The following is an 18,246-nucleotide window of genomic DNA, read 5'->3' on the forward strand; positions in this document are numbered from 1 at the left end:
TTCGTCATTCCTTGGGGGCCGTGGCGATGTCGCTGTCGAATCGGGCGACCAGATCCTTCTTCGCGTCTCCCGCCGCGACGAAGTCGTAGTCGATCAGCTTGACGGTGCTCAGATCGACCGATTTCGCCGAGACCGTGGCCTTCGGGTTGGTCGGCAGCTGGTAGGACTTCACGGTCGGGCCGATCTCCTGGGCCTCCGGGCTCAACGCGAAGTCGATGTACTTTTTGGCCGCGTCGGGGTTGCGGGCGCCCGCGATGAGCCCGACGGCGCCCACCTCGTAGCCGGTGCCCTCGGCGGGATAGGTCAGCTGGAGGTCGGTCATCCCCTCGTCCTGGAACTTCACGCAGTCGTGCGCGAAGATCACGCCGGTCGCGATCTCCCCCCGCCCGGCCTGCTGTCCGGGAGCGGATCCGCTCTTGCTGTACTGCAGGACGTTGGTCTTCAACTTCTTGAAGTACTCCAGCGCGGCGTCCTGGTCACCGCCGTGCAGCATCACCTGCGTCCACACGGCGACGTACGCGGTTCCGGATGTGGCCGGATGCGCGCTGCCCACCTGCTTGGCCAGTTTCGGCGCGAGCAGGTCCTGCCAGGAGGTCGGCGCGCTGAGGCCGAGCCGCTTGAGCACGCCGGTGTTCGAGCAGAACCCGAGCGCCCCCACGTAGACGCCGGTCCAGTAGCCCTCGGGGTCCTTGTACCGCGCCGGGATGTCCCCGGCCACGGGCGAGGAGTAGGCCGCGAGCAGGTTCTCCTGCTTGGCCGCCACGTAGCCGTCGGCGGGGCCTCCGTGCATGACGTCGAACTCGGGGCTGTCCTTCGACGCGCGGAGCCGGGCGACCGCCTCACCGCTGGACAGACGCACGAACCCGGTCTTGATCCCGGTCTTCCGCTGGAACGCCGCGGTCAGCGCCTGGCACCAGTCCTCCTGCGCGCCACAGACGACGGTCAGGGCGCCGTTCGCCTCGCCGCCGCCCGTTCCCGGAGCCTGCGTGCACGCGCTCAGCGTGATGGCGACCACCAGGCCACCGGCGGCGGCCGACCGCCTCTTCCTCATCCGCATCTTCCGTACTCCTGACCGTCGTGGCTGGGGTGACAGCGCCGACAGTACGGAACCCCGGCCGGGAAGTCGGTGACAGCGAGGTGAGCCTGTGTAACAGCGGCGTTACCACGAGATTCGGTCACGATGACACGATCGGACGTCCGCGCCCATCCCCCGCCCTGCCCCCGGAACACGGCGGGCGACCGTTCAGGGTGCCAGCCGCAGCCGATATCCCGCGCCGCGCACCGTCTCCACGAACCTCGGCTCCGCGGGATCGTCGCCGAGGCGAAGCCGGAGCCGGTAGACCGCAGCCTTGACCAGTTCCCTCCCGCCGCTCCACTCGGCCACCTCCCACGCCTGCTCCAGCAGGCGCCGCCACGACACCACCTCACCCGGCCGCTCGGCCAGCGCGGCGAGCAGCCTCCACTCCGTCGGGGTGAGGCGCACCTCCTGGCCCGAGATCGTGACCTTGGCACTCGCCGGGTCGATGACGAGGTCGTCGACCCGGACCAGCCGACGGGGGCGTGGCGTGCCGCGCCGCCGGATCAGCGCGTGCGCGCGTAGCGCCAGCTCGCGGGGGTGGAACGGCTTGGTGACGTAGTCGTCGGCTCCGGACTCGAGGCCCTCGATGACCTCGGCGCTCTCGGCGCGGGCCGTCAGCAGGAGCACCGGAGTGTCACCGACAGCCCGGATATGGCGGCAGAGCGAGAGGCCGTCCTCCCGGGGCAGGCCGATGTCGAGGATCGCGAGGTCGACGCCTCCGGCGTCGAAGACGGCTCTGGCCTGGGCCCCGTCCCGCGCCGTCCGCACGGTGAACCCTTCCGTCTCCAGGAGGTACGCCAGGATCACGGCCATCTGCGGTTCGTCCTCGGCGACCAGGACGACCGGCGGCTGAGCGCTCATGCTCACCTCTTACGGGGGAGGGTCATCATGACTGTCGTCCCGCGTCGCAACCGGGTGTCGACGAGGAGCCGCCCGCCGTGCAGTTCCACGATCTGGCGGGTCAGCATGAGCCCGAGTCCCGTGCCGTCCCCCAGCGTGGCGCCGGACACGAACGGCTCGAACAGGCGGGCGCGTTCGACGCGGGACATACCGGCTCCGTCGTCGGTCACGGAGACGACGACGGTTTCGGAGTTCTCGTACAGCCGTACCGCGATATGTCCCTCATGGGAGGTGAACCGTATCGCGTTGGCCAGCAGGTTGGTGAGCGCCTGCCGGATCAGGCGCGGATCGAGCGCCAGGCGCGGTGACAACTGCGGGGTGTGCGTGGTCACCCGCTGCTCGCGCGCCGCGGCGATGGGGCGGATGGCCCGCACCGTATCCCGCACCAGGTCCCCGAGATCGGTCGGGGTCCACTCGACCGAATACCGCCCGGCATCGATCCGCGCCTGTATGAGCAGGTCCTCGGCGATCGCGATCGCCTGGTCGGACTGCTGCCGGATGGTGTCCAGGAACACCCTCTGCTGGGGGGTCAGCGGCCCGGGCCGTCCCTCGTCGATGAGGTCGGCCGCCGCCTTCACCATGGCCAGCGGGGTTCGCACCTCGTGGCTGACCGCCGAGACGAGATCCGCCCGGACGCTGGCCAGGCGCCGACTGCGCTCAAGCTCTTCCCGGTCCGCCGCGGCGGACCGCCGGGACGCCGCGACCGCCGCCCCGGTCACCGCCGTCGGGAGCGCGCCACCGGCCAGGGCCAGCCAGCGGAGGTCGGCCACGACGGCGAGGACCGAGGGAAGCAGGCTGACCGACGACAGCACCATCCAGCCCCAGAACTCAACGCGAAGTCGGCGCCCGCTCACGCCGCAATGATGCCTGATCGATCGCGACATACACCGATAAATCTTGACCTGTCACCATTCACCTGCTCGCCTCGTCCGGCGGCCGCACATTCGGACACGGGCATCGCATGTCCTACGCTTCGACGGGTGAGCAAGACCAAGAGCAAGGGCGGGCAGGGCACCCCGGCGACCATGGCACTGGCCAAGGCCGAGGTGGACTTCACCCTCCACCCGTATGACCACGACGCGGGCTCCCAGGCGTACGGCGAGGAGGCGGCGGACGCGCTCGGCCTGCCGTACGAGCGGATCTTCAAGACGCTGGTCGCCGAGACCGAGGGCGGCCTCGCCGTGGCCGTCGTCCCGGTCTCCGGCAAGCTGGACCTGAAGGCGTTCGCCGCCGCGCTCAAGGGCAAGCGGGCCGCGATGGCGGACGCGGCCAAGGTGGAGCGGGTCACCGGTTACGTCGTCGGCGGGATCAGCCCGCTCGGCCAGCGCAAGAAACTGCCCACCGTGGTCGACGAGTCGGCGCTCGGATTCGAGACGATCTACTTCTCCGCCGGACGGCGCGGCCTGCAGATCGAGACGGCGCCGGCGAACCTGATCGAGCTGACCCGGGCGGTCACCGCCCCGATCGGCAAAACCGGCTGAGCCGCCTCGGCGAACCTTGCCATCGCGGTCCGGCGACGGCTCCGCGAGACTCGGGGGGCCAGCCGTACGACCGTCCTTGGGGGCCGCACCGATGACCGATCTGCACTACCTGACCGCGACCGAGATGTCGGAACTGCTCCTCGCGAAGCAGATCAGCGCGGTCGAGCTGGCCGAGGCGCACCTGCGCCGCATCGAGGAGGTCGACGGCCGGGTCAACGCGATCGTCACCCTGACCCCCGAGCGGGCGCTCGACCAGGCGCGGCGGGCCGACGAGGCGCTGGCCAGGGGTGAGGTCCTCGGCCCGCTGCACGGGCTGCCGGTCGCGCACAAGGACCTGGCCGACACCGCCGGTGTCCGGACCACCTACGGCTCCCGCGTGTTCGCCGACCACGTTCCCGACACGGACGACATCCTGGTCAGGCGGGTCCGGGCGGCCGGCGGCGTCATGATCGGCAAGACGAACACGCCCGAGTTCGGCACCGGGTCGCACACGGTCAACGAGGTGTTCGGCGTCACCCGCAATCCGTACGACCTGTCCAGGAGCGCGGGCGGCAGCAGCGGGGGCGCCACCGCCGCCCTGGCGGCCGGCATGGTGCCACTCGCCGACGGATCCGACATGGGCGGGTCGCTGCGCAACCCCGCCTCCTTCTGCAACGTGGCCGGGCTGCGCCCGACCCCCGGCCGGGTTCCGGCCAGGTCGGCGCACGCCGCCTGGTTCACGTTGAGCGTTCCCGGGCCGCTGGCCAGGACCGTCGCCGACCTGGCCCTGTTCATGCGGGCCATCTCCGGCTTCGACCCCTCCTCCCCGTACGCGGTGCGAGAGGACGGCGACAGGTTCGGCACCGGGCTGGACCTGGACGTCACCCGGGCCAGGATCGCCTACAGCCCCGACCTCGGGGGCCTTCCTGTGGACGCCGAGACCGCCCGGTCGACCGCGGAGGCCGCCGGGACGCTGTCCGAGATGGGAGCCCGGGTCGAGCTGGTCGACCTCGACCTGTCCGACGCCGAGGACGCCTTCCGGATCCTGCGGGCGTGGTACTACGCGCTCAGCTACGGCGACCTGCCCGGGGTGGGTCCCAACGTGGCGTGGAACGTCGAGGAGGGCCGCAAGGTCACCGGCGACGATCTCGCCCGCGCCGAGCGGCTGCGCACCGGGTTGTTCCACCGGATGAACGCCTTCTTCGACGACTACGACTTCCTGATCGCTCCGGTCAGCCAGGTGCCGCCGTTCCCGGCGGACGATCCGTACGTCACGGAGATCAACGGGCGGCCGATGCCGGACTACCTCGCGTGGATGCGGTCCTGCTACTGGGTCAGCGTGTTGCACGCGCCGGCGATGTCGGTGCCCTGCGGGTTCACCTCCGGGGGGCTGCCCGTCGGCCTGCAGATCGTCGGCAGGCCGTGGGCCGACCTCGACGTGCTCCGCCTCGGCCACGCGTTCGAGCGGGCCACGGGGTACGGCGCGCGGCGGCCCGGACTCTGATCGGACGGCGTCCGCCACACCCCCGGCGATCCGGCGTCGGACGGCTTCCGGCACGCTCACATGGTCGGCCACCGCCAGGAAAGACCGCGGCAGCGGGCGAGGTCGCCGCGCGGCTCGGTGTGCCGAAGCCGGACGACGTACCGCCAAACGTACCGCCAGACGTACCGCTAGGTGTGGTGGACCTCGCGATAGGTCAGCATGAACTCCAGCACCCAGAAGATCCCGGCGGCGAGGAGCGGCCAGATCAGCAGCACCCCGTGCGCGGTCAGGCCGAGGGAGTCGGTGATCCTGATCCCGCCGGGCCCGGCCGCCTGGATCGTGGTCCCCGTCACCGTCGAGCCCACCTGGTACGCGACGTACGCGCCGAGCAGCCCGCCTCCCGTCACCCCCAGCACGGCGCCGACGGGGGCGCGGCCGCGCGTCACGAAGTAGGCGGCCACCCCGGAGACCAGGCCGAGCGCTCCGGTGATCGCGGCGAACCAGCCGTCCGCGGCGATGAGCGTCTGCGACTCCGGATCGGCCAGGTGGAGTCCCGAGTCGGTCAGCGCGAACCTGGACGTCGGCGCCACCGCCGACCACGTGAACCCGGCCGCCACGCCGAGGGCGCCCAGCACCAGCACCGTCACCGCCAATGTGGCCAGATCGACTCTCAGATGCCGCACCGTCACGATGCTACCTACGCGGACCGGGAGCAGAACGCCGTTACTCTTGCCACGTGAGCGAAGAGGTGTGGCACATCGAGCCGTCCGGGCCGCTACGCGGCGACGTCGAGGTGCGCGGGTCCAAGAACGCGGTGTCCAAGCACATGGTCGCGGCCATGCTCGGGACCGGTCCAAGCACGTTGCACAACGCGCCCGAGGTCGGCGAGGTCGGCCTGACGGCGGCCATGCTGGAGGCCCTGGGCATCCACGTGGAGATCACGCCCGGAGAAATCAAGATCGAACGCGGCGCGGAGATCCGGCCCCGCGTCCCGGAAGAGTACACCGGGCTCAACCGGATCCCGATCCTGATGCTGGGTCCGCTGCTGCACCTGGCCGGCGAGGCGTTCGTCCCGCTCGTCGGCGGCGACCCGATCGGACGGCGGCCGGTCAACTTCCACGTCGAGGCGCTGCGGTTGATGGGCGCCGAGATCGAGGTCGGCGAGACCGGCATCACCGCCAAGGCGACCCGGCTGCGCGGCAACCGGATCACGCTGCCCTACCCCAGCGTCGGCGCCACCGAGACGATCCTGATGACGGCCGTGCTCGCCGAGGGCAAGACCGTGATCAAGGGCGCCGCGATGGAGCCCGAGGTGGTCGAGCTCGCGCTGTTCCTGCAGCGGATGGGCGCGATGATCGAGCTCAGCCCCGACCGGCGCATCGTGATCGAGGGCGTCGAGCGGCTGCGCGGCGCCTCCACCTGGCTCGCGGGCGACCGCATCGAGGCGTTCTCCTACCTGGTGGCCGGCCTGGTGTCCGGTGGCGAGGTCCGGGTGCACGGCTGCCCGCAGGACCGGCTGGTCACCGCGATCACCACCCTGGCCCGCATGGGGGCGCGGTTCGACATCACCGACGAGTGGCTGACCGCGTCCGCGCCAGGCGGGCTGCGCGCGGCGGCGGTGCAGACCGACACCCACCCCGGGTTCATGACCGACTGGCAGACCCCGCTCATGGTGCTGTTCACCCGCGCCGACGGCATGTCCGTGCTGCACGAGACCGTCTTCGAGAACCGGCTCGTGTACGTGCCGGCCCTGCAGAAGATGGGCTGCGAGATCGAGGTGTTCGCCCAGTGCCTGGGCGGCCCGGCCTGCCGCTACCACGACAGCAACGCCAAGCACTCCGCGGTCGTACGGGGTGTGTCCAAGCTGCGCGGGGCGGACGTCACGCTGCCCGACATCCGCGCCGGATTCTCCGCCGTGCTGGCCGCGGCGGTCGCGGAGGACACGTCCACGCTGCGCGGCGTGAACCACATCGAGCGCGGCTACCACCGTCCGTTCGAGCAGTTCACCTCCCTCGGGTTGAAGATCAGCCGGGGAATGTAAAAGCTTCCGCGCGCCACCGTTTCGCGGGCGGCGCGCGGTCGTAGGCATTACCTCGTGACCATTCGACTCGCGTACGCCGGGGCGCTCGGGACGGCCGGTGCGCTCGGCGGCGTTCTGGTCGCCACGCTGGTCCTTCCGGCGGTGGGCGGCGTCGGTCTGGCCGCCAAGGAGGCGGCGAGCACCTTCACCGACCAGCTCCCGGCCCCGCCCGAGGATCCGTTGCCGGAGATGACCCGGGTGCTGGACCGCAACGGCAAGCAGATCGCCCAGTTCTACCTGCAGAACCGGGAGTCCGTGCCGATCAACCGGATCGCCCCGGTCATGCGGCGGGCGATCGTCGCCATCGAGGACGCGCGCTTCTACGAGCACGGCGCCCTCGACATCAAGGGCACCTTCCGCGCGCTGGTGACGAACGCCCAGGCGGGCGGCATCCGGCAGGGCGGCTCCTCCCTCACCCAGCAGCTGGTGAAGAACCTCCTGGTCAACCACGCCGAGACGGACCAGGAGCGGCGGCTCGCCCGGGTCCAGAACGTCGACCGCAAGATCACTGAGCTGCGGTACGCCCTGGCGCTGGAGCGGAAGTACTCCAAGGACCAGATCCTGGAGCGCTATCTCAACATCGCGTACTTCGGGGCGGGCGCGTTCGGCATCCAGGCGGCGGCCCAGCGGTTCTTCGGCGTGAACGCGTCACGGCTCACGCTGCCCCAGGCGGCGACGCTGGCCGGGGCGGTGCGTACGCCGTACAGCACCGACCCGTCGCTGGGAGCGCCGCAGCGGCGGGCGCTGCGCGAGCGGCGCGACCTGGTCCTGGAGCGGATGGAGCAGCTCGGCGTGATCCGGGCGACCACCGCCAGGTCGGCCAGGTCGAAGCCGCTCGGCCTGGACATGCAGTCGGAGGGCGGCGGCTGCGGCCAGAGCCGCTACCCGTACTTCTGCCTGTACGTGCAGCACGAGATCCTCACGAACCCGGCGTTCGGGTACACCGCCGCCGACCGGGAGCGGACCCTGCGGCGCGGAGGGCTGATCCTGCACACCACCCTCGACCCGCTGGCACAGCGGTCCGCGGAGCGGGCCATCGCCGCGCGCGTGGCCCCCGCGGACACCGAGGTGGCGGCGGAGGCGATGGTGGAGCCCGGCACCGGCCGGATCCGCGCCCTCGCGGCCAGCAAACGCTACGGCCGCAACCCGGGCAACAAGAAGAACGGGCCGAACACCACCTACAACCTGCCGACGGACCAGGCGCACGGCGGCGGCCTCGGATTCCAGGCGGGTTCCACGTTCAAGGCGTTCACCTTGGCGACTGCGCTGTCGCAGGGCTGGCGGTTCGGGCAGGGTTTCCAGACGCCCGGCCGGTTCGTCCCGCGTGAGGGGTACACCGACTGCTCGGGCAAACCGGTGAACGACCCCCGCGCGAGGATCTTCAACGCGGGCGGTGAGGGCAGCGGCGGGCCGTACAGCCTGGAGCTGGGCACGTGGAAGTCCGTCAACATCTTCTTCATGAAGCTGGAGCGCAGGGTCGGGCTGTGCAACGTCGTCAGGACGGCGCGCAGGCTCGGGATCGACCGCGCCGACGGCGCTCCCCTGCACGAGGTGCCCACGTTCACGCTCGGCGTCAACGAGATGGACCCGACGACCGTGGCCGCGGCGTTCGCCGCCTTCGGCGCACGCGGCCGCTACTGCCGGCCGGTCGCCATCACCGGGATCGTGGAGCGGGACGGCACCCGCGTTCCCGTTCCGCCGAGCTGCTCGCGCGCGCTGGAGCCGCAGGTCGCCGACGCCGTCAACCACGTGCTCCAGGGCGTCTTCACCCGCGGCACGATGCACGGGCAGTCGATCGGCCGACCGGCGGCCGGAAAGACCGGCACGAACAACGGCTACACCTCGGCGTGGTTCGCCGGGTACACGCCCGACCTGGCCGCCGCCGTCAGCGTCGGCGACATGCGCGGCTCGTACCGGTACCCGCTCACCGGGGTGACGATCGGCGGGGAGTACTACGGATCGGTCCAGGGCGCTTCGCTCCCCGGCCCCATCTGGGTGAACTCCATGATCGGCGCGCTCAGGCGCACCCCGCCGAGCGGCTTCAACGGACCCGACATGGCGAGGTTCGGCGGCGGTTACACCCCCGGCCTCAAGGAGATGCTGGAGGCCGCACGGAAGAAGGCGCGCGAGGCCCGGCGCAAGAAGCGGCACCGGGGCGAACACAAGCGGGACGCCCGCCCGGCCATACCGGACATCTTCCAGATCCTGGAAGGAGCCCAGCCGGCCGGGACCACCGGGGACGGCACACCGGCGACGGCCGGTCTGGACCCGGCGGCCGTGTTCCCGGCCGGACAGCCACCGCGCCTCATCCCGAGCAGGTAGGCGACGCCGTTCCGGGCGAGTACGGCGTCGCCCTCCCGGCTCGGATCCCGAGCCGGGAGGGCGGCGCCCGGCCCGGCTTCGGTGTCATTCCCCGCGGGCGCCGTTCCCGGCCAGGAGCGTGTCCGCAAGCCGCAGGAGCTCGGCCTCCGTGGCGAAGGACTCGGCCGCCGAGATGAAGGTCAGCAGGCGGATGGTGCGCCCCACCGCGGCGGCCGTCTTGTGGTGACCGTCAAGGAGGTAATGGAACAACCCCCAGTGGCGTTCTCTCCGGAACCATGGCCTGTGGATGTCGAGCAGACCGAAGGCGACCGCCGTGGGATGGCCGTCGACGGCGCCGGCGTAGCGAGCGGTGGTGGCCGGGTCGGCCTGCGCCGGGTCGGTGATGGGGACGGCGAACTGGAACAGTTCGTCGCGCTCGTCGACGTGATCGCGGCCGAGCCGGTAATAGGCACTGTTGGCCGGGTCGAGCAGACACTCGAATTCCTCGTTCTGCCAGGCATCGGGCCCCTCCGCGTGGCGACACGTCAGGGGCGCCCGCGCTCCTCCTCTGCCAGGTGGAGACCGGCCTCGATCACCGCGTTCATGACGAGCGCGAGCCGTACCTCGCCCAGGCGGGGGGCGCGGTGCGCCATGGCGGCGACCAGGCGGCGTTCTCTGTCCATGTCCCGGCCGGCGAACCCGCCGACGGGCTTGAGCCGCTGTACCGTGCCGGCCAGCGCCGCCCGGCGCTCCAGGAGCGTGGCGAGCGCCGCGTCCACCCGGTCGATCGCGTCCCTGGCCCGTCCGACGGTCTCCGGGGCCTCGTGCCGCACCAGTGCGGCCAGCACCGTGGCGGCCTCCGCGGCGGCGGAGACCGCGGCGGCGGGAGCGTCCGGCGCGAGCAGCAGGCCGTCGGCTCCGGCCGCGACGGCCGCCGCGGCGAGCGTCGCGTCACCGCCGAGGTCGGCGAGGACCGGCCGCCCCGACCGCTCCCGCGCCGCGCGCATCAGCGCCATGTCGAGCACACCGGCCGATCCGTGCGTACGGCTTCCGCTCTCGCACAGCACCACCTGGTCGTTGCCCTCGGCGACGCAGTAGTCGGCGATCGCCAGCCACTCCTCGAGCGTGGCGGCCGGGCCGCGCTGCACGACGATCGGCAGGCCGAGCCTGGCCGCCGCGCGGACCAACTGGAAGTCCTGCATCCAGGCCGCTCCCACCAGGACGCCGTCCGCGCCGGCGGCGACGGCGTCGAGGTCCTCGGCCGAGAACGGTTCCACGAGCAGCGGGCCGGACCAGCCCGCGCGCGCCTCGGCGACGGCCTCCGCCGCCGACCTGCGGCCGTGATGACCGCGCAGGCTCAGCCATCGGGCGTCGCCACCGCCGATCACGGCGACCGGCGACCCTTCTCCCACGATCAGGGTCCCGATCCGTACGGCGGAGCGGTCGGGCACGCCGCCGGTCGTGCCGTCGGGCGGCGTTGTGGCGAGTGGGACGGCCTGGGACATGTCGGCTCCTCGGTTAGGCCGGCATTCGACCGGCTCGTTGACAACGAAAAAGGCAGAGACGCTCGTCTCTGCCTCAGCCGGCTCCGGATGGTCGCTAGATCACACGCCTGCGACCGGCCCTCCCGGAGCCGGCTGCGTAAACGTGAAATACCGAGCCATACCTCGACCCTACCAGGCGCCCTCCGCTGGCCGGAACGATCTGTCTCAGATATCGGACACGGCGTCATCGGCCGGGTTGATCCCTTTGTCATCCATGGGACGATCTATGCGTCCAGGAGGGGATTTGATGGCGCATGCGGAAGGCCGGCTGGTCGGCGGCCGGTACCAACTGATCGAACCCATTGGCCGAGGTGGCATGGGAATCGTCTGGCGAGCCCATGACGAGCTGCTCGATCGGACCGTGGCGGTCAAGGAGGTCCGCTACGACAGCGCGATGGGCGACCAGCTCGACGAGCTCAATCGCCGGACCATGCGCGAGGCACGCGCGGCCGGGCGGCTCACCCATCCGAACGTCGTCGTCGTCCATGACGTGATCGAGGAGGACGACCGGCCCTGGATCATCATGCAGCTCGTCCAGTCGCGCTCCCTCGGGCAGGTGATCCGCGAGGACGGCCGCCTCTCCCCCGAACGGACCACCGAGATCGGGTTGCAGGTCCTGGACGCGCTGAAGGAGGCCCACGCGCAGGGCGTCCTGCACCGTGACGTCAAGCCGGAGAACGTCCTGATCACGGACGACGGGCGGGTGGTGCTGACCGACTTCGGCATCGCGCGCCTGGAGGCCGACTCCACCATGACCAGGACCGGGCTCATCGGCACGCCCGCGTTCATCGCCCCGGAACGGCTGCGCGGCGACGCGGCCCAGCGCGAGTCCGACCTGTGGTCGCTCGGCGCCACGCTGTACGCCGCGGTGGAGGGCAAGCCGCCGCACGACCGCGGCATGCCCATGGCGACCATGCACGCCGTACTCAACGAGGCGCCCGCTCCCGCCGTACACGCCGGGGAACTGCGCGTCGTGCTCGAACGCCTCCTGGACAAGGACCCGGCGGCCCGGCCCGGCTATGACGAGACTGCCGAACTCCTGCGGCGTTCGCTCACCGGTACGGCACGGCCGAAGCCGGGAACCACGCCGTCGTCCAGGGCGTCCGCGCCGTCGGCCTCCCCCGCGCCGCGGTCGGCCGAGCCGCGGGAGGCGGGCGACGCCGGAGAGGGCGCTCGCCCGATCCCCGAGACGGGCCAGAGCGCCTGGGACGGCCCCGCGCGGGAGGGCCGGGCGGGCGGCGAGGCCCGGCGGCGGCCGTACGAGAAGCCCCGGGCCGCGGCGCGATTCAGCGAGCATGACACCCAGCCGGAACTCGCGCGCCCGCCGCTCGCGCAGCCGGAACCCGAACGGCCGGGCGGGTCGGCGGCGGCGCGGCCCGGTGCCGGCAAGCCGGGCGCGGGGACGGGGCCGACATCCGGCACGGGATCCGGCGCCGGGACTGCCGCGGGATCCGTTTCCGGGTCCGCCTCAGGGTCGGGCGCAGGGTCGGGCGCCGCCGGATCGGCTGCCGGGGGCGCGTCGTCCGCCGCCACGCCGGGATCCGGCGCCGCGAAGCCGAAGACCGGTACGGCCGGGCCCGCGTCCGCGACCGCGAAGTTCCGCGTCGAGAAGCCCGGATCCGGGACCGACACGCCCACGACCACGCCCACGTCGCCGGGAACCGGAGGCTCTGCGGGATCGGGCGTCGGGCACGCGTCGTCCGGCGCGGCGAAGCCGGGCGCGGGGACGACGCGGCCCGAGACGGACGCCGCCGGGCCCTCCTCCGGGACCCCGACCTCCTCCTCCGCGCGGCGGCCGGGCGGTGCCATCGACCTCTCCGGCGACGGCCCGCTGGACCGGTTCTTCTCCGCCGAGCACAAGGAGGCCGTACCGGCCGGGCAGTCCGGAGGCGGCCAGGAGGCGACCCAGCTGAGCGCCTCCTGGGGGAACGCCCCGGCCGCGCCGGCCAGGTCACGACCGGTGCCGCTGCTTCGCGCCGCGCTGGTCATCGTGCCCGCCCTCCTGATCGTGGCGGGCGTGGCCGGTTTCATCGGCCTGCGGCAGGGCGAGCAGGATCCCCCCGCCGTCGGCGGGGCGGCGCGGAACTCCAGCGGGCCGGGTCAGGACCACACGTCGGCGAAGCCCTCCGGCTCCGCGAGCCCGTCGCAGTCCACGTCCTCGCCGTCGCCGAGCCCCTCGCCTTCGGAGACCGCGGAGATCCCCAAGGGCTGGAAGCGGTACAAGGACAAGACGGGCTTCTCGATCGCGCTTCCCAAGGGCTGGAAGGAGTACAAGCGGGACGGCGGCAGCGTGTGGTTCCGCGGCTCGGACCGGAGCCAGTACCTGCTGATCGGTATGACCAGCAGTCCCAAGGACGACGCGGTGAAGGACTGGAAGAGCCAGGAGAAATCCGCCCCGTCCCGCTTCGGCGGTTACGAACTCATCGGCATCCGGCGGGTGGACTATTTCAAGGAGGCCGCCGACTGGGAGTTCACCTGGCGGACCTGGAGCGGCAAGGCCCACGTGATCAACCGCGGTTTCGTGACCGACAAGCACCACGGCTACGCCATCTACTGGCACACCCAGGACAAGCGCTGGAAGAAGGAATACCACTACTTCGAGACCTTCACGGCCACGTTCAAGCCCGCGAAGTGACCGGCCGCCCGTCGGCCGGCGTTCCACTGACCCGGCCGACGGGCCCCGAGGGAGGAGAGGGGCGCCGCCGGCCGGGGCAGGGCTATCACCAGGCGGACGGCTTGCCCTTCTGGAAGACCCACACGTCGAAGAAGGCGGTCAGGTCCATGCCCGACACCTTCTCCGCGCCACGGATGAACGCGGCGGTGTCCGCGTTGCCGTACCGGTTGTCGGCGGCCCAGTCCTTGATCAGCTTGAAGAAGGCGGTGTCGCCGATCTTGCCGCGCAGCGCGTGCAGCGTCATCGCCCCGCGGTTGTAGGGCACGCTGCCGAACATGTCGACCGTGCCGGGGTCGGTCAGGACGGTCTGCCAGAACGACGACGTCGCCGCGCGCCCGTAGTTGCTGGAGCTGTTGAACGTCGTCTGCGCCGAGGCGCCCCCGGTGTGCTCGGTCCACAGCCAGGTGGCGTACGTCGCGAAGCCCTCGTTGAGCCAGATGTCCGACCACCGGGTCGGCGTGACGCTGTCGCCGTACCACTGGTGCGCGAGCTCGTGCGCCATCGTGCCGACGCTCGCGGTGTTGGAGAAGATCGGCTTGGTCTGGGTCTCGAGGGCGTACCCGACGTTCGGCGCCCGGTCGACGATCGCGCCGGTCGAGGCGAACGGATACGGCCCGAAGATCGAGGAGAAGTACTCGATCATGTCCGGGATCTTGGAGACGGCGTTCGCCGACCCGGCCACCAGGCGCGGATCGACCGCGGTGTAGACGGGGATCCCGCTCGGGGTCCTCGACTCGTTGACGACGAAGTTCCCGATGGTCATCGTGGCCAGGTAGGTCGCCATCGGCTCGGTCGAGTCCCACACGAAGGTGGTCGTGCCGTTCTCGGTCTTCTGCGACAGCAACTGGCCGTTGCCGACCGCCGTGACGCCCTCCGGCACGGTGGCGCGGAAGGTGAAGGTCGCCTTGTCGGTCGGGTGGTCGCTGCCGGGGAACCACGCCGGGGCGCCCTGCGGCTCGCCGGCCACGAACGCGCCGTCGTCGGTGGGCACCCAGCCCTCGATGGAGCCGTCCGGGTCGGTGATGACCGGCGGTGTGCCCGCGTACTTCACGGTGACCGTGAAGACCTGCCCGGACTTGAGCTTCGGACGCGGGGTCACGACGAGTTCCTGCCCGTCGCGTGTGAACGAGGCCGGGTGCTTGTCCACCTTGAGCTCGGTGATCTCCGGGCCTCGGAAGTCGAGGTTGAACTGGTCCATGTCCTGGGTGGCGACCGCGGTGATCGTCGTGGTGGCGTCCATGTGCCGGCTCGCGGGGTCGTACGTGAAGGCGATGTCGTAGTGCTTCACGTCGAAGCCGCCGTTGCCCTGGTCGGGGAAGTACGGGTCCCCGACGGAGGCCGTGCCCGCCGAGTAGCGCGGCGCGCCGGGGTTTCCAGGTGCGGCGAGCGCGGGGTGCGCCACCTGGGCGCCGAGGAGGGCGCCCACCGCGGTCGCGAGGGCCGCTCCGCGGATACGGGAGATTCTCATTCGGTTCCTTCCACACGGGTTCCGGCCGGGCACGGCCCGGCCGGAACCACTCATTCTGCTTCGGGGATGGCGTCGGCGTGGTGCGTGACGTCAGCCGACGACGGAGCGCAGCGGGATGCCCGCACCGTTCAGGTCACGGACAAGATCGCGCAGGAACGGATGCTCGTCGGCCGCCAGACCCTCAGGGTTCGGGATCGTGATGTACGACGAGCCGTCGGCGGAGGCGGTCCGGCCGGTGTCGGTGTACGTCCTGACCACGGCCTCGGTCCGTGCCGCGTCGGCGTCGGCGACCTGGAGGACGATGGGGCGCCACTCACCGGCGAGGTCGTCCGGCTCCGCCGCCTTCGCCGCCGCCGCCCGGAGGGCGTCCGCGCCGCCGCCCGGGGTCGCCGTGAGCTGCCGCTGCTGCACGCTCCCCGCCGGCTGGAGCAGGGCGTTCGCGACCAGGTGGATGCCGTTCTCGTTGTAGGCGCGGAACAGCGGGTTGTAGGCGAAGAGCACGGCGTGGCCGGCCCCGGACGGCTCGTCGACCAGCGCGACCGTGCCCTTGAGCGCGTCGGCCTTCATCGTGTAGCCGTTCGACCAGAACGCGTCGTCGGACGGATAGGTGAGGACGTTCGTGCCCGTCTGGCTCGGGTTCAGGATCGGGTCGCCGTTGTTGAACTGGAAGTCCTCCGCCGGACGGCCGAGCGCGACCGCGCTGCCGGTGTTGACGTTCACCCGGAAGTGCGAGCCGATGACCTGGTAGCCGGTCGGCTTGGTCTTCTCCGTGGTGGAGGTCAGTCCGGCGGTGCGGGCGACGCGGGTGCCCTCGTTGCGCAGGCCCACGTACGTGCCGCCCGCGGCCACCCATGCCTTGAGGTTCGCCAGGCCCTGCGCGTTCAGGCCGCCGTTCGCGCTGCTGCCGTCCGGCACCAGCACGACCGTGCGCTCGGTGAACGCCGGGGTGTTGTCGTTGATGTCCGCCGTCGTGACCGTCTTGGGAGCGAGGCCCCAGCGCTCACTGAGGACGTAACGCGCCTCGCCGTACGAGCCGGAGGTGGTGGAGATCCCGGTGCCGGCGAACAGGCCGACGTCGGGTGTGCGCAGCGGGGTGCCGGAGGCCGGCGTCGCGTGGCCCTCGACGGCCACGCCGTACGACTGGGCGAGCTTGTCGAGCTCGCCGCGGGTCACCGCGCGGGCGGGCAGGCTGACCACGCCCGTCCCGAGGTCGCGCGACAACGGCACGCCGGAGCCGAGGAGGCGGAAGGTCAGTTCGGACGCGGCGGCCGAGTCCATCGGGTAGGTGTACGAGCCCATGGACGGGGCCGCGGAGACGACGCCGCCGTCCATGCGCTTCACCAGGTCGGCCTTCGGCGACAGCGCGTCACCGGTGGAGACGGTGCCCACGCCCATCAGCAGCGGGTTGCTCCACGAGGAGACGTCGTAGAAGTACGGGAAGGGGACGTAGGGGTCCTCCGCGATCAGCGCCTGGATCCAGTGCTTCTGCGGCTGGTCCATCGGGATCCAGTACGCCCCCGCCGGAACGGACAGGTTCGTGGCGGAACGGCCGCCGAAGACCTGGGCGGTGGGCACCGTGACCGGCTGCTTGAGCCGGTAGACCTCGACGTCCATGTCGCGCAGCCGTTCGACCAGCCGGCGCACGTCGCCGATCTGGCGGTCGGGCAGCAGGAAGTACGACCGGACCTTGACGTCGGGGACCGGGAACTGGACGGTGTTGGTCGGCTGTACGACCTCGTTCGGCTCCAGTGTGCCCGCGGCGCCCTGCTCGATCGCGGTCTGCCAGATCTTGTAGTAGCCGTCCAGGATCTCGCGCTTGTTGTCGGCGGCCCAGCCGATGGTGGCCCACTGCGTGTTGAACTGCTGCTGCACACGGTCCTCGACGGCCGAGGAGCTGCCCTTCTCGAAGGTCATGCCCGCGGCGCCGAAGCCGGTCGCGGGCACGGTGTCGCCGTACCCCATGTAGAACATGTCGTACGTCGCGTAGTTGAAGTAGCACTCCGTGGTGACCGCGCCGCCGCAGGCGCCGTTGTAGCCGAAGCCCGCCGCGTTGGCCGCCCCGATGCGGTTGATCCAGTCAACCGGCTGGGAGGCGATCTCGTGGTGGATCGGATCGGCGTTCGGCGGGAAGAAGTACTGCCGCCCGCCCATCTCGTGCGCGTCGACGAAGACCTGCGGCGGGTAGTCCCGCAGCATGTCGATCTTGCCGCCGGTCTCCGGCTGGGTCCGGGCGAACCAGTCCCTGTTGAGGTCGAACCCGTAGTCGTTCTGGCGGCGGTTCGCCTCCCTGCCGTCCGGGTTCTGGGTCGGCACGATGATCGTGACCAGGTTCTCGTTGCGCTTCGCCACGTCGCAGGACAGCCCGCCGGCCAGCTCGTACAGCGTCTTGAGCGCGGCGTCGGCCCCGCTCTTCTCGCCGCCGTGGACGTTCCCGGCCACCCACACGATCGCCGGGGAGTCGTCGGCGAGTCGCGCCGCCTTGTCCTGACGCAGCGACCGGGGATCCCGCAACGACCGGATCTGCGACGCGATCTTCTTCAGCTGTCCTGGCACCATGTGGTGACGGCTGGAGACGATGGCGTACGGCAGTTCCTGGCCGGAGACGCTGTGCGCCATCGTGCCGGTGACCACGCGGTCGGACGCGTGTCCCACCGCCTCGACGTACTTCCTGATCTCGTCGGACGTGAGGGTCCGGGACTGGCCCTTGCCGAGGGGGAAACCGAAGAACTGGTCGGGGCTCGGCACCGAGGTCGCGTGGGCGTTCGGGTCCGAAACACATTGCCGGTCGCCCGGGTCCGCGTACGCGGGCGGGGAGGCGAGTGGGAGGACGAGCGCGGTCAGCGTGAGGACCGCCGCTCCTGCGATCTTGCCGTACGGAGATTTTCTGCACGTCATCGTGCGTGGCCGCATGATCTTTTTTCTCCTGGGGGGTAAGGGGAAGGGTTTTGCGGGCGATGGCGTCCTGAGTGAGACCGATGAGGTGAAAGTAAAAGTTGCTGCGGATCGTATAAGTTGGGAATAAAGCGGGCAAGAGATATCAAAGTTCAAATTCCGGATGTCCGAATGTGCGAACGTGGCGATACACCGCCGGGGAATCGGGAAACCCGCCCCGGCGAGCGGGCACCCCGGACGCCCAGGGCCGCGGCGCGGGAACGATCCAGGGACGCCGAATGGCGGGTGCGGAGATCGCCGGAACGCCGGAGGCACGGCACGGGGCCCCGCTCGGGCCGAATCCCCGCCCCCGGCCCGCCCCGTGAG

12 protein-coding genes are annotated in these 18,246 nt (G+C 71.2%); 5 read left to right on the forward strand and 7 right to left on the reverse strand.

Features of this window, described 5'->3' with window-relative positions; all coding sequences use genetic code 11:
- Positions 1 to 4 precede the first annotated feature (4 nt).
- The 3 genes from IMZ11_RS08090 to IMZ11_RS08100 form a co-directional block, all read right to left on the reverse strand.
- A complete protein-coding gene (locus IMZ11_RS08090) occupies positions 5 to 1,057 on the reverse strand; it encodes an ABC transporter substrate-binding protein (RefSeq protein WP_228639120.1) in 1,053 nt (350 codons plus the stop codon).
- Between the two features lie 186 nt (positions 1,058 to 1,243).
- The gene (locus tag IMZ11_RS08095; RefSeq protein ID WP_228639122.1) at positions 1,244 to 1,939 is read right to left on the reverse strand and encodes a response regulator transcription factor; all 696 of its coding nucleotides are present in this window, start codon (positions 1,937 to 1,939) and stop codon (positions 1,244 to 1,246) included.
- 2 nt (positions 1,940 to 1,941) lie between these two features.
- Positions 1,942 to 2,832, reverse strand: a complete 891-nt coding sequence (locus IMZ11_RS08100) for a sensor histidine kinase KdpD (protein ID WP_228639124.1) — start codon at positions 2,830 to 2,832, stop codon at positions 1,942 to 1,944.
- 171 nt (positions 2,833 to 3,003) lie between these two features.
- Between IMZ11_RS08100 and ybaK the strand changes: the two genes are divergently transcribed.
- Together ybaK and IMZ11_RS08110 are read left to right on the forward strand one after the other, a co-directional pair.
- Entirely contained in the window at positions 3,004 to 3,459 is a 456-nt protein-coding gene (gene ybaK / locus IMZ11_RS08105) for a Cys-tRNA(Pro) deacylase (RefSeq protein WP_061252795.1), read from the forward strand.
- A gap of 91 nt (positions 3,460 to 3,550) precedes the next feature.
- Complete coding sequence (locus IMZ11_RS08110) at positions 3,551 to 4,942, forward strand: amidase (RefSeq protein ID WP_228639128.1); 1,392 nt, start codon at positions 3,551 to 3,553, stop codon at positions 4,940 to 4,942.
- A gap of 167 nt (positions 4,943 to 5,109) precedes the next feature.
- On the opposite strand, the gene IMZ11_RS08115 is transcribed toward IMZ11_RS08110, so the two are convergent.
- Positions 5,110 to 5,604, reverse strand: a complete 495-nt coding sequence (locus IMZ11_RS08115) for a hypothetical protein (RefSeq protein WP_228639130.1) — start codon at positions 5,602 to 5,604, stop codon at positions 5,110 to 5,112.
- A gap of 53 nt (positions 5,605 to 5,657) precedes the next feature.
- Between IMZ11_RS08115 and murA the strand changes: the two genes are divergently transcribed.
- A complete protein-coding gene (gene murA / locus IMZ11_RS08120) occupies positions 5,658 to 6,962 on the forward strand; it encodes a UDP-N-acetylglucosamine 1-carboxyvinyltransferase (RefSeq protein ID WP_228639132.1) in 1,305 nt (434 codons plus the stop codon).
- Between the two features lie 54 nt (positions 6,963 to 7,016).
- Positions 7,017 to 9,323 (forward strand): transglycosylase domain-containing protein, encoded by a 2,307-nt coding sequence (locus IMZ11_RS08125; RefSeq protein ID WP_228639134.1) that lies wholly within the window; start codon positions 7,017 to 7,019, stop codon positions 9,321 to 9,323.
- A gap of 524 nt (positions 9,324 to 9,847) precedes the next feature.
- Here IMZ11_RS08125 and IMZ11_RS46650 read toward each other — a convergent pair.
- Positions 9,848 to 10,807 carry a chorismate mutase gene (locus tag IMZ11_RS46650; RefSeq protein ID WP_374462249.1) on the reverse strand — a complete coding sequence of 320 codons (960 nt, stop codon included), beginning with the start codon at positions 10,805 to 10,807 and terminating at the stop codon, positions 9,848 to 9,850.
- Between the two features lie 286 nt (positions 10,808 to 11,093).
- Here IMZ11_RS46650 and IMZ11_RS08140 point away from each other — a divergent pair, with 286 nt between their 5' ends.
- Positions 11,094 to 13,481 carry a serine/threonine-protein kinase gene (locus IMZ11_RS08140; protein ID WP_228639136.1) on the forward strand — a complete coding sequence of 796 codons (2,388 nt, stop codon included), beginning with the start codon at positions 11,094 to 11,096 and terminating at the stop codon, positions 13,479 to 13,481.
- A gap of 85 nt (positions 13,482 to 13,566) precedes the next feature.
- Here IMZ11_RS08140 and IMZ11_RS08145 read toward each other — a convergent pair whose 3' ends face one another.
- Together IMZ11_RS08145 and IMZ11_RS08150 are read right to left on the reverse strand one after the other, a co-directional pair.
- Positions 13,567 to 14,988, reverse strand: a complete 1,422-nt coding sequence (locus tag IMZ11_RS08145; RefSeq protein ID WP_228639138.1) for a M1 family metallopeptidase — start codon at positions 14,986 to 14,988, stop codon at positions 13,567 to 13,569.
- Positions 14,989 to 15,078: 90 nt separating this feature from the next.
- Positions 15,079 to 17,898, reverse strand: coding sequence for a M14 family zinc carboxypeptidase (locus IMZ11_RS08150; protein ID WP_228639140.1), 2,820 nt, complete (start codon positions 17,896 to 17,898; stop codon positions 15,079 to 15,081).
- Between the last annotated feature and the right edge of the window lie 348 nt (positions 17,899 to 18,246).

Origin of the sequence: Microtetraspora sp. AC03309 (genome assembly GCF_020826795.1) — a bacterium.
In the GTDB taxonomy this organism is placed as follows: Bacteria; Actinomycetota; Actinomycetes; order Streptosporangiales; family Streptosporangiaceae; genus Microtetraspora; species Microtetraspora glauca.

What these genes read in the sequence shown, in the direction of transcription:
- IMZ11_RS08145 (WP_228639138.1), bottom strand. Translation starts at nt 14,988, where the DNA reads ATGAGAATCTCCCGTATCCGCGGAGCGGCCCTCGCGACCGCGGTGGGC.
- IMZ11_RS08095 (WP_228639122.1), bottom strand. Translation starts at nt 1,939, where the DNA reads ATGAGCGCTCAGCCGCCGGTCGTCCTGGTCGCCGAGGACGAACCGCAG.
- IMZ11_RS08110 (WP_228639128.1), top strand. Translation starts at nt 3,551, where the DNA reads ATGACCGATCTGCACTACCTGACCGCGACCGAGATGTCGGAACTGCTC.
- IMZ11_RS08150 (WP_228639140.1), bottom strand. Translation starts at nt 17,898, where the DNA reads ATGCGGCCACGCACGATGACGTGCAGAAAATCTCCGTACGGCAAGATC.
- IMZ11_RS08090 (WP_228639120.1), bottom strand. Translation starts at nt 1,057, where the DNA reads ATGCGGATGAGGAAGAGGCGGTCGGCCGCCGCCGGTGGCCTGGTGGTC.
- ybaK (WP_061252795.1), top strand. Translation starts at nt 3,004, where the DNA reads ATGGCACTGGCCAAGGCCGAGGTGGACTTCACCCTCCACCCGTATGAC.
- IMZ11_RS46650 (WP_374462249.1), bottom strand. Translation starts at nt 10,807, where the DNA reads ATGTCCCAGGCCGTCCCACTCGCCACAACGCCGCCCGACGGCACGACC.
- IMZ11_RS08140 (WP_228639136.1), top strand. Translation starts at nt 11,094, where the DNA reads ATGGCGCATGCGGAAGGCCGGCTGGTCGGCGGCCGGTACCAACTGATC.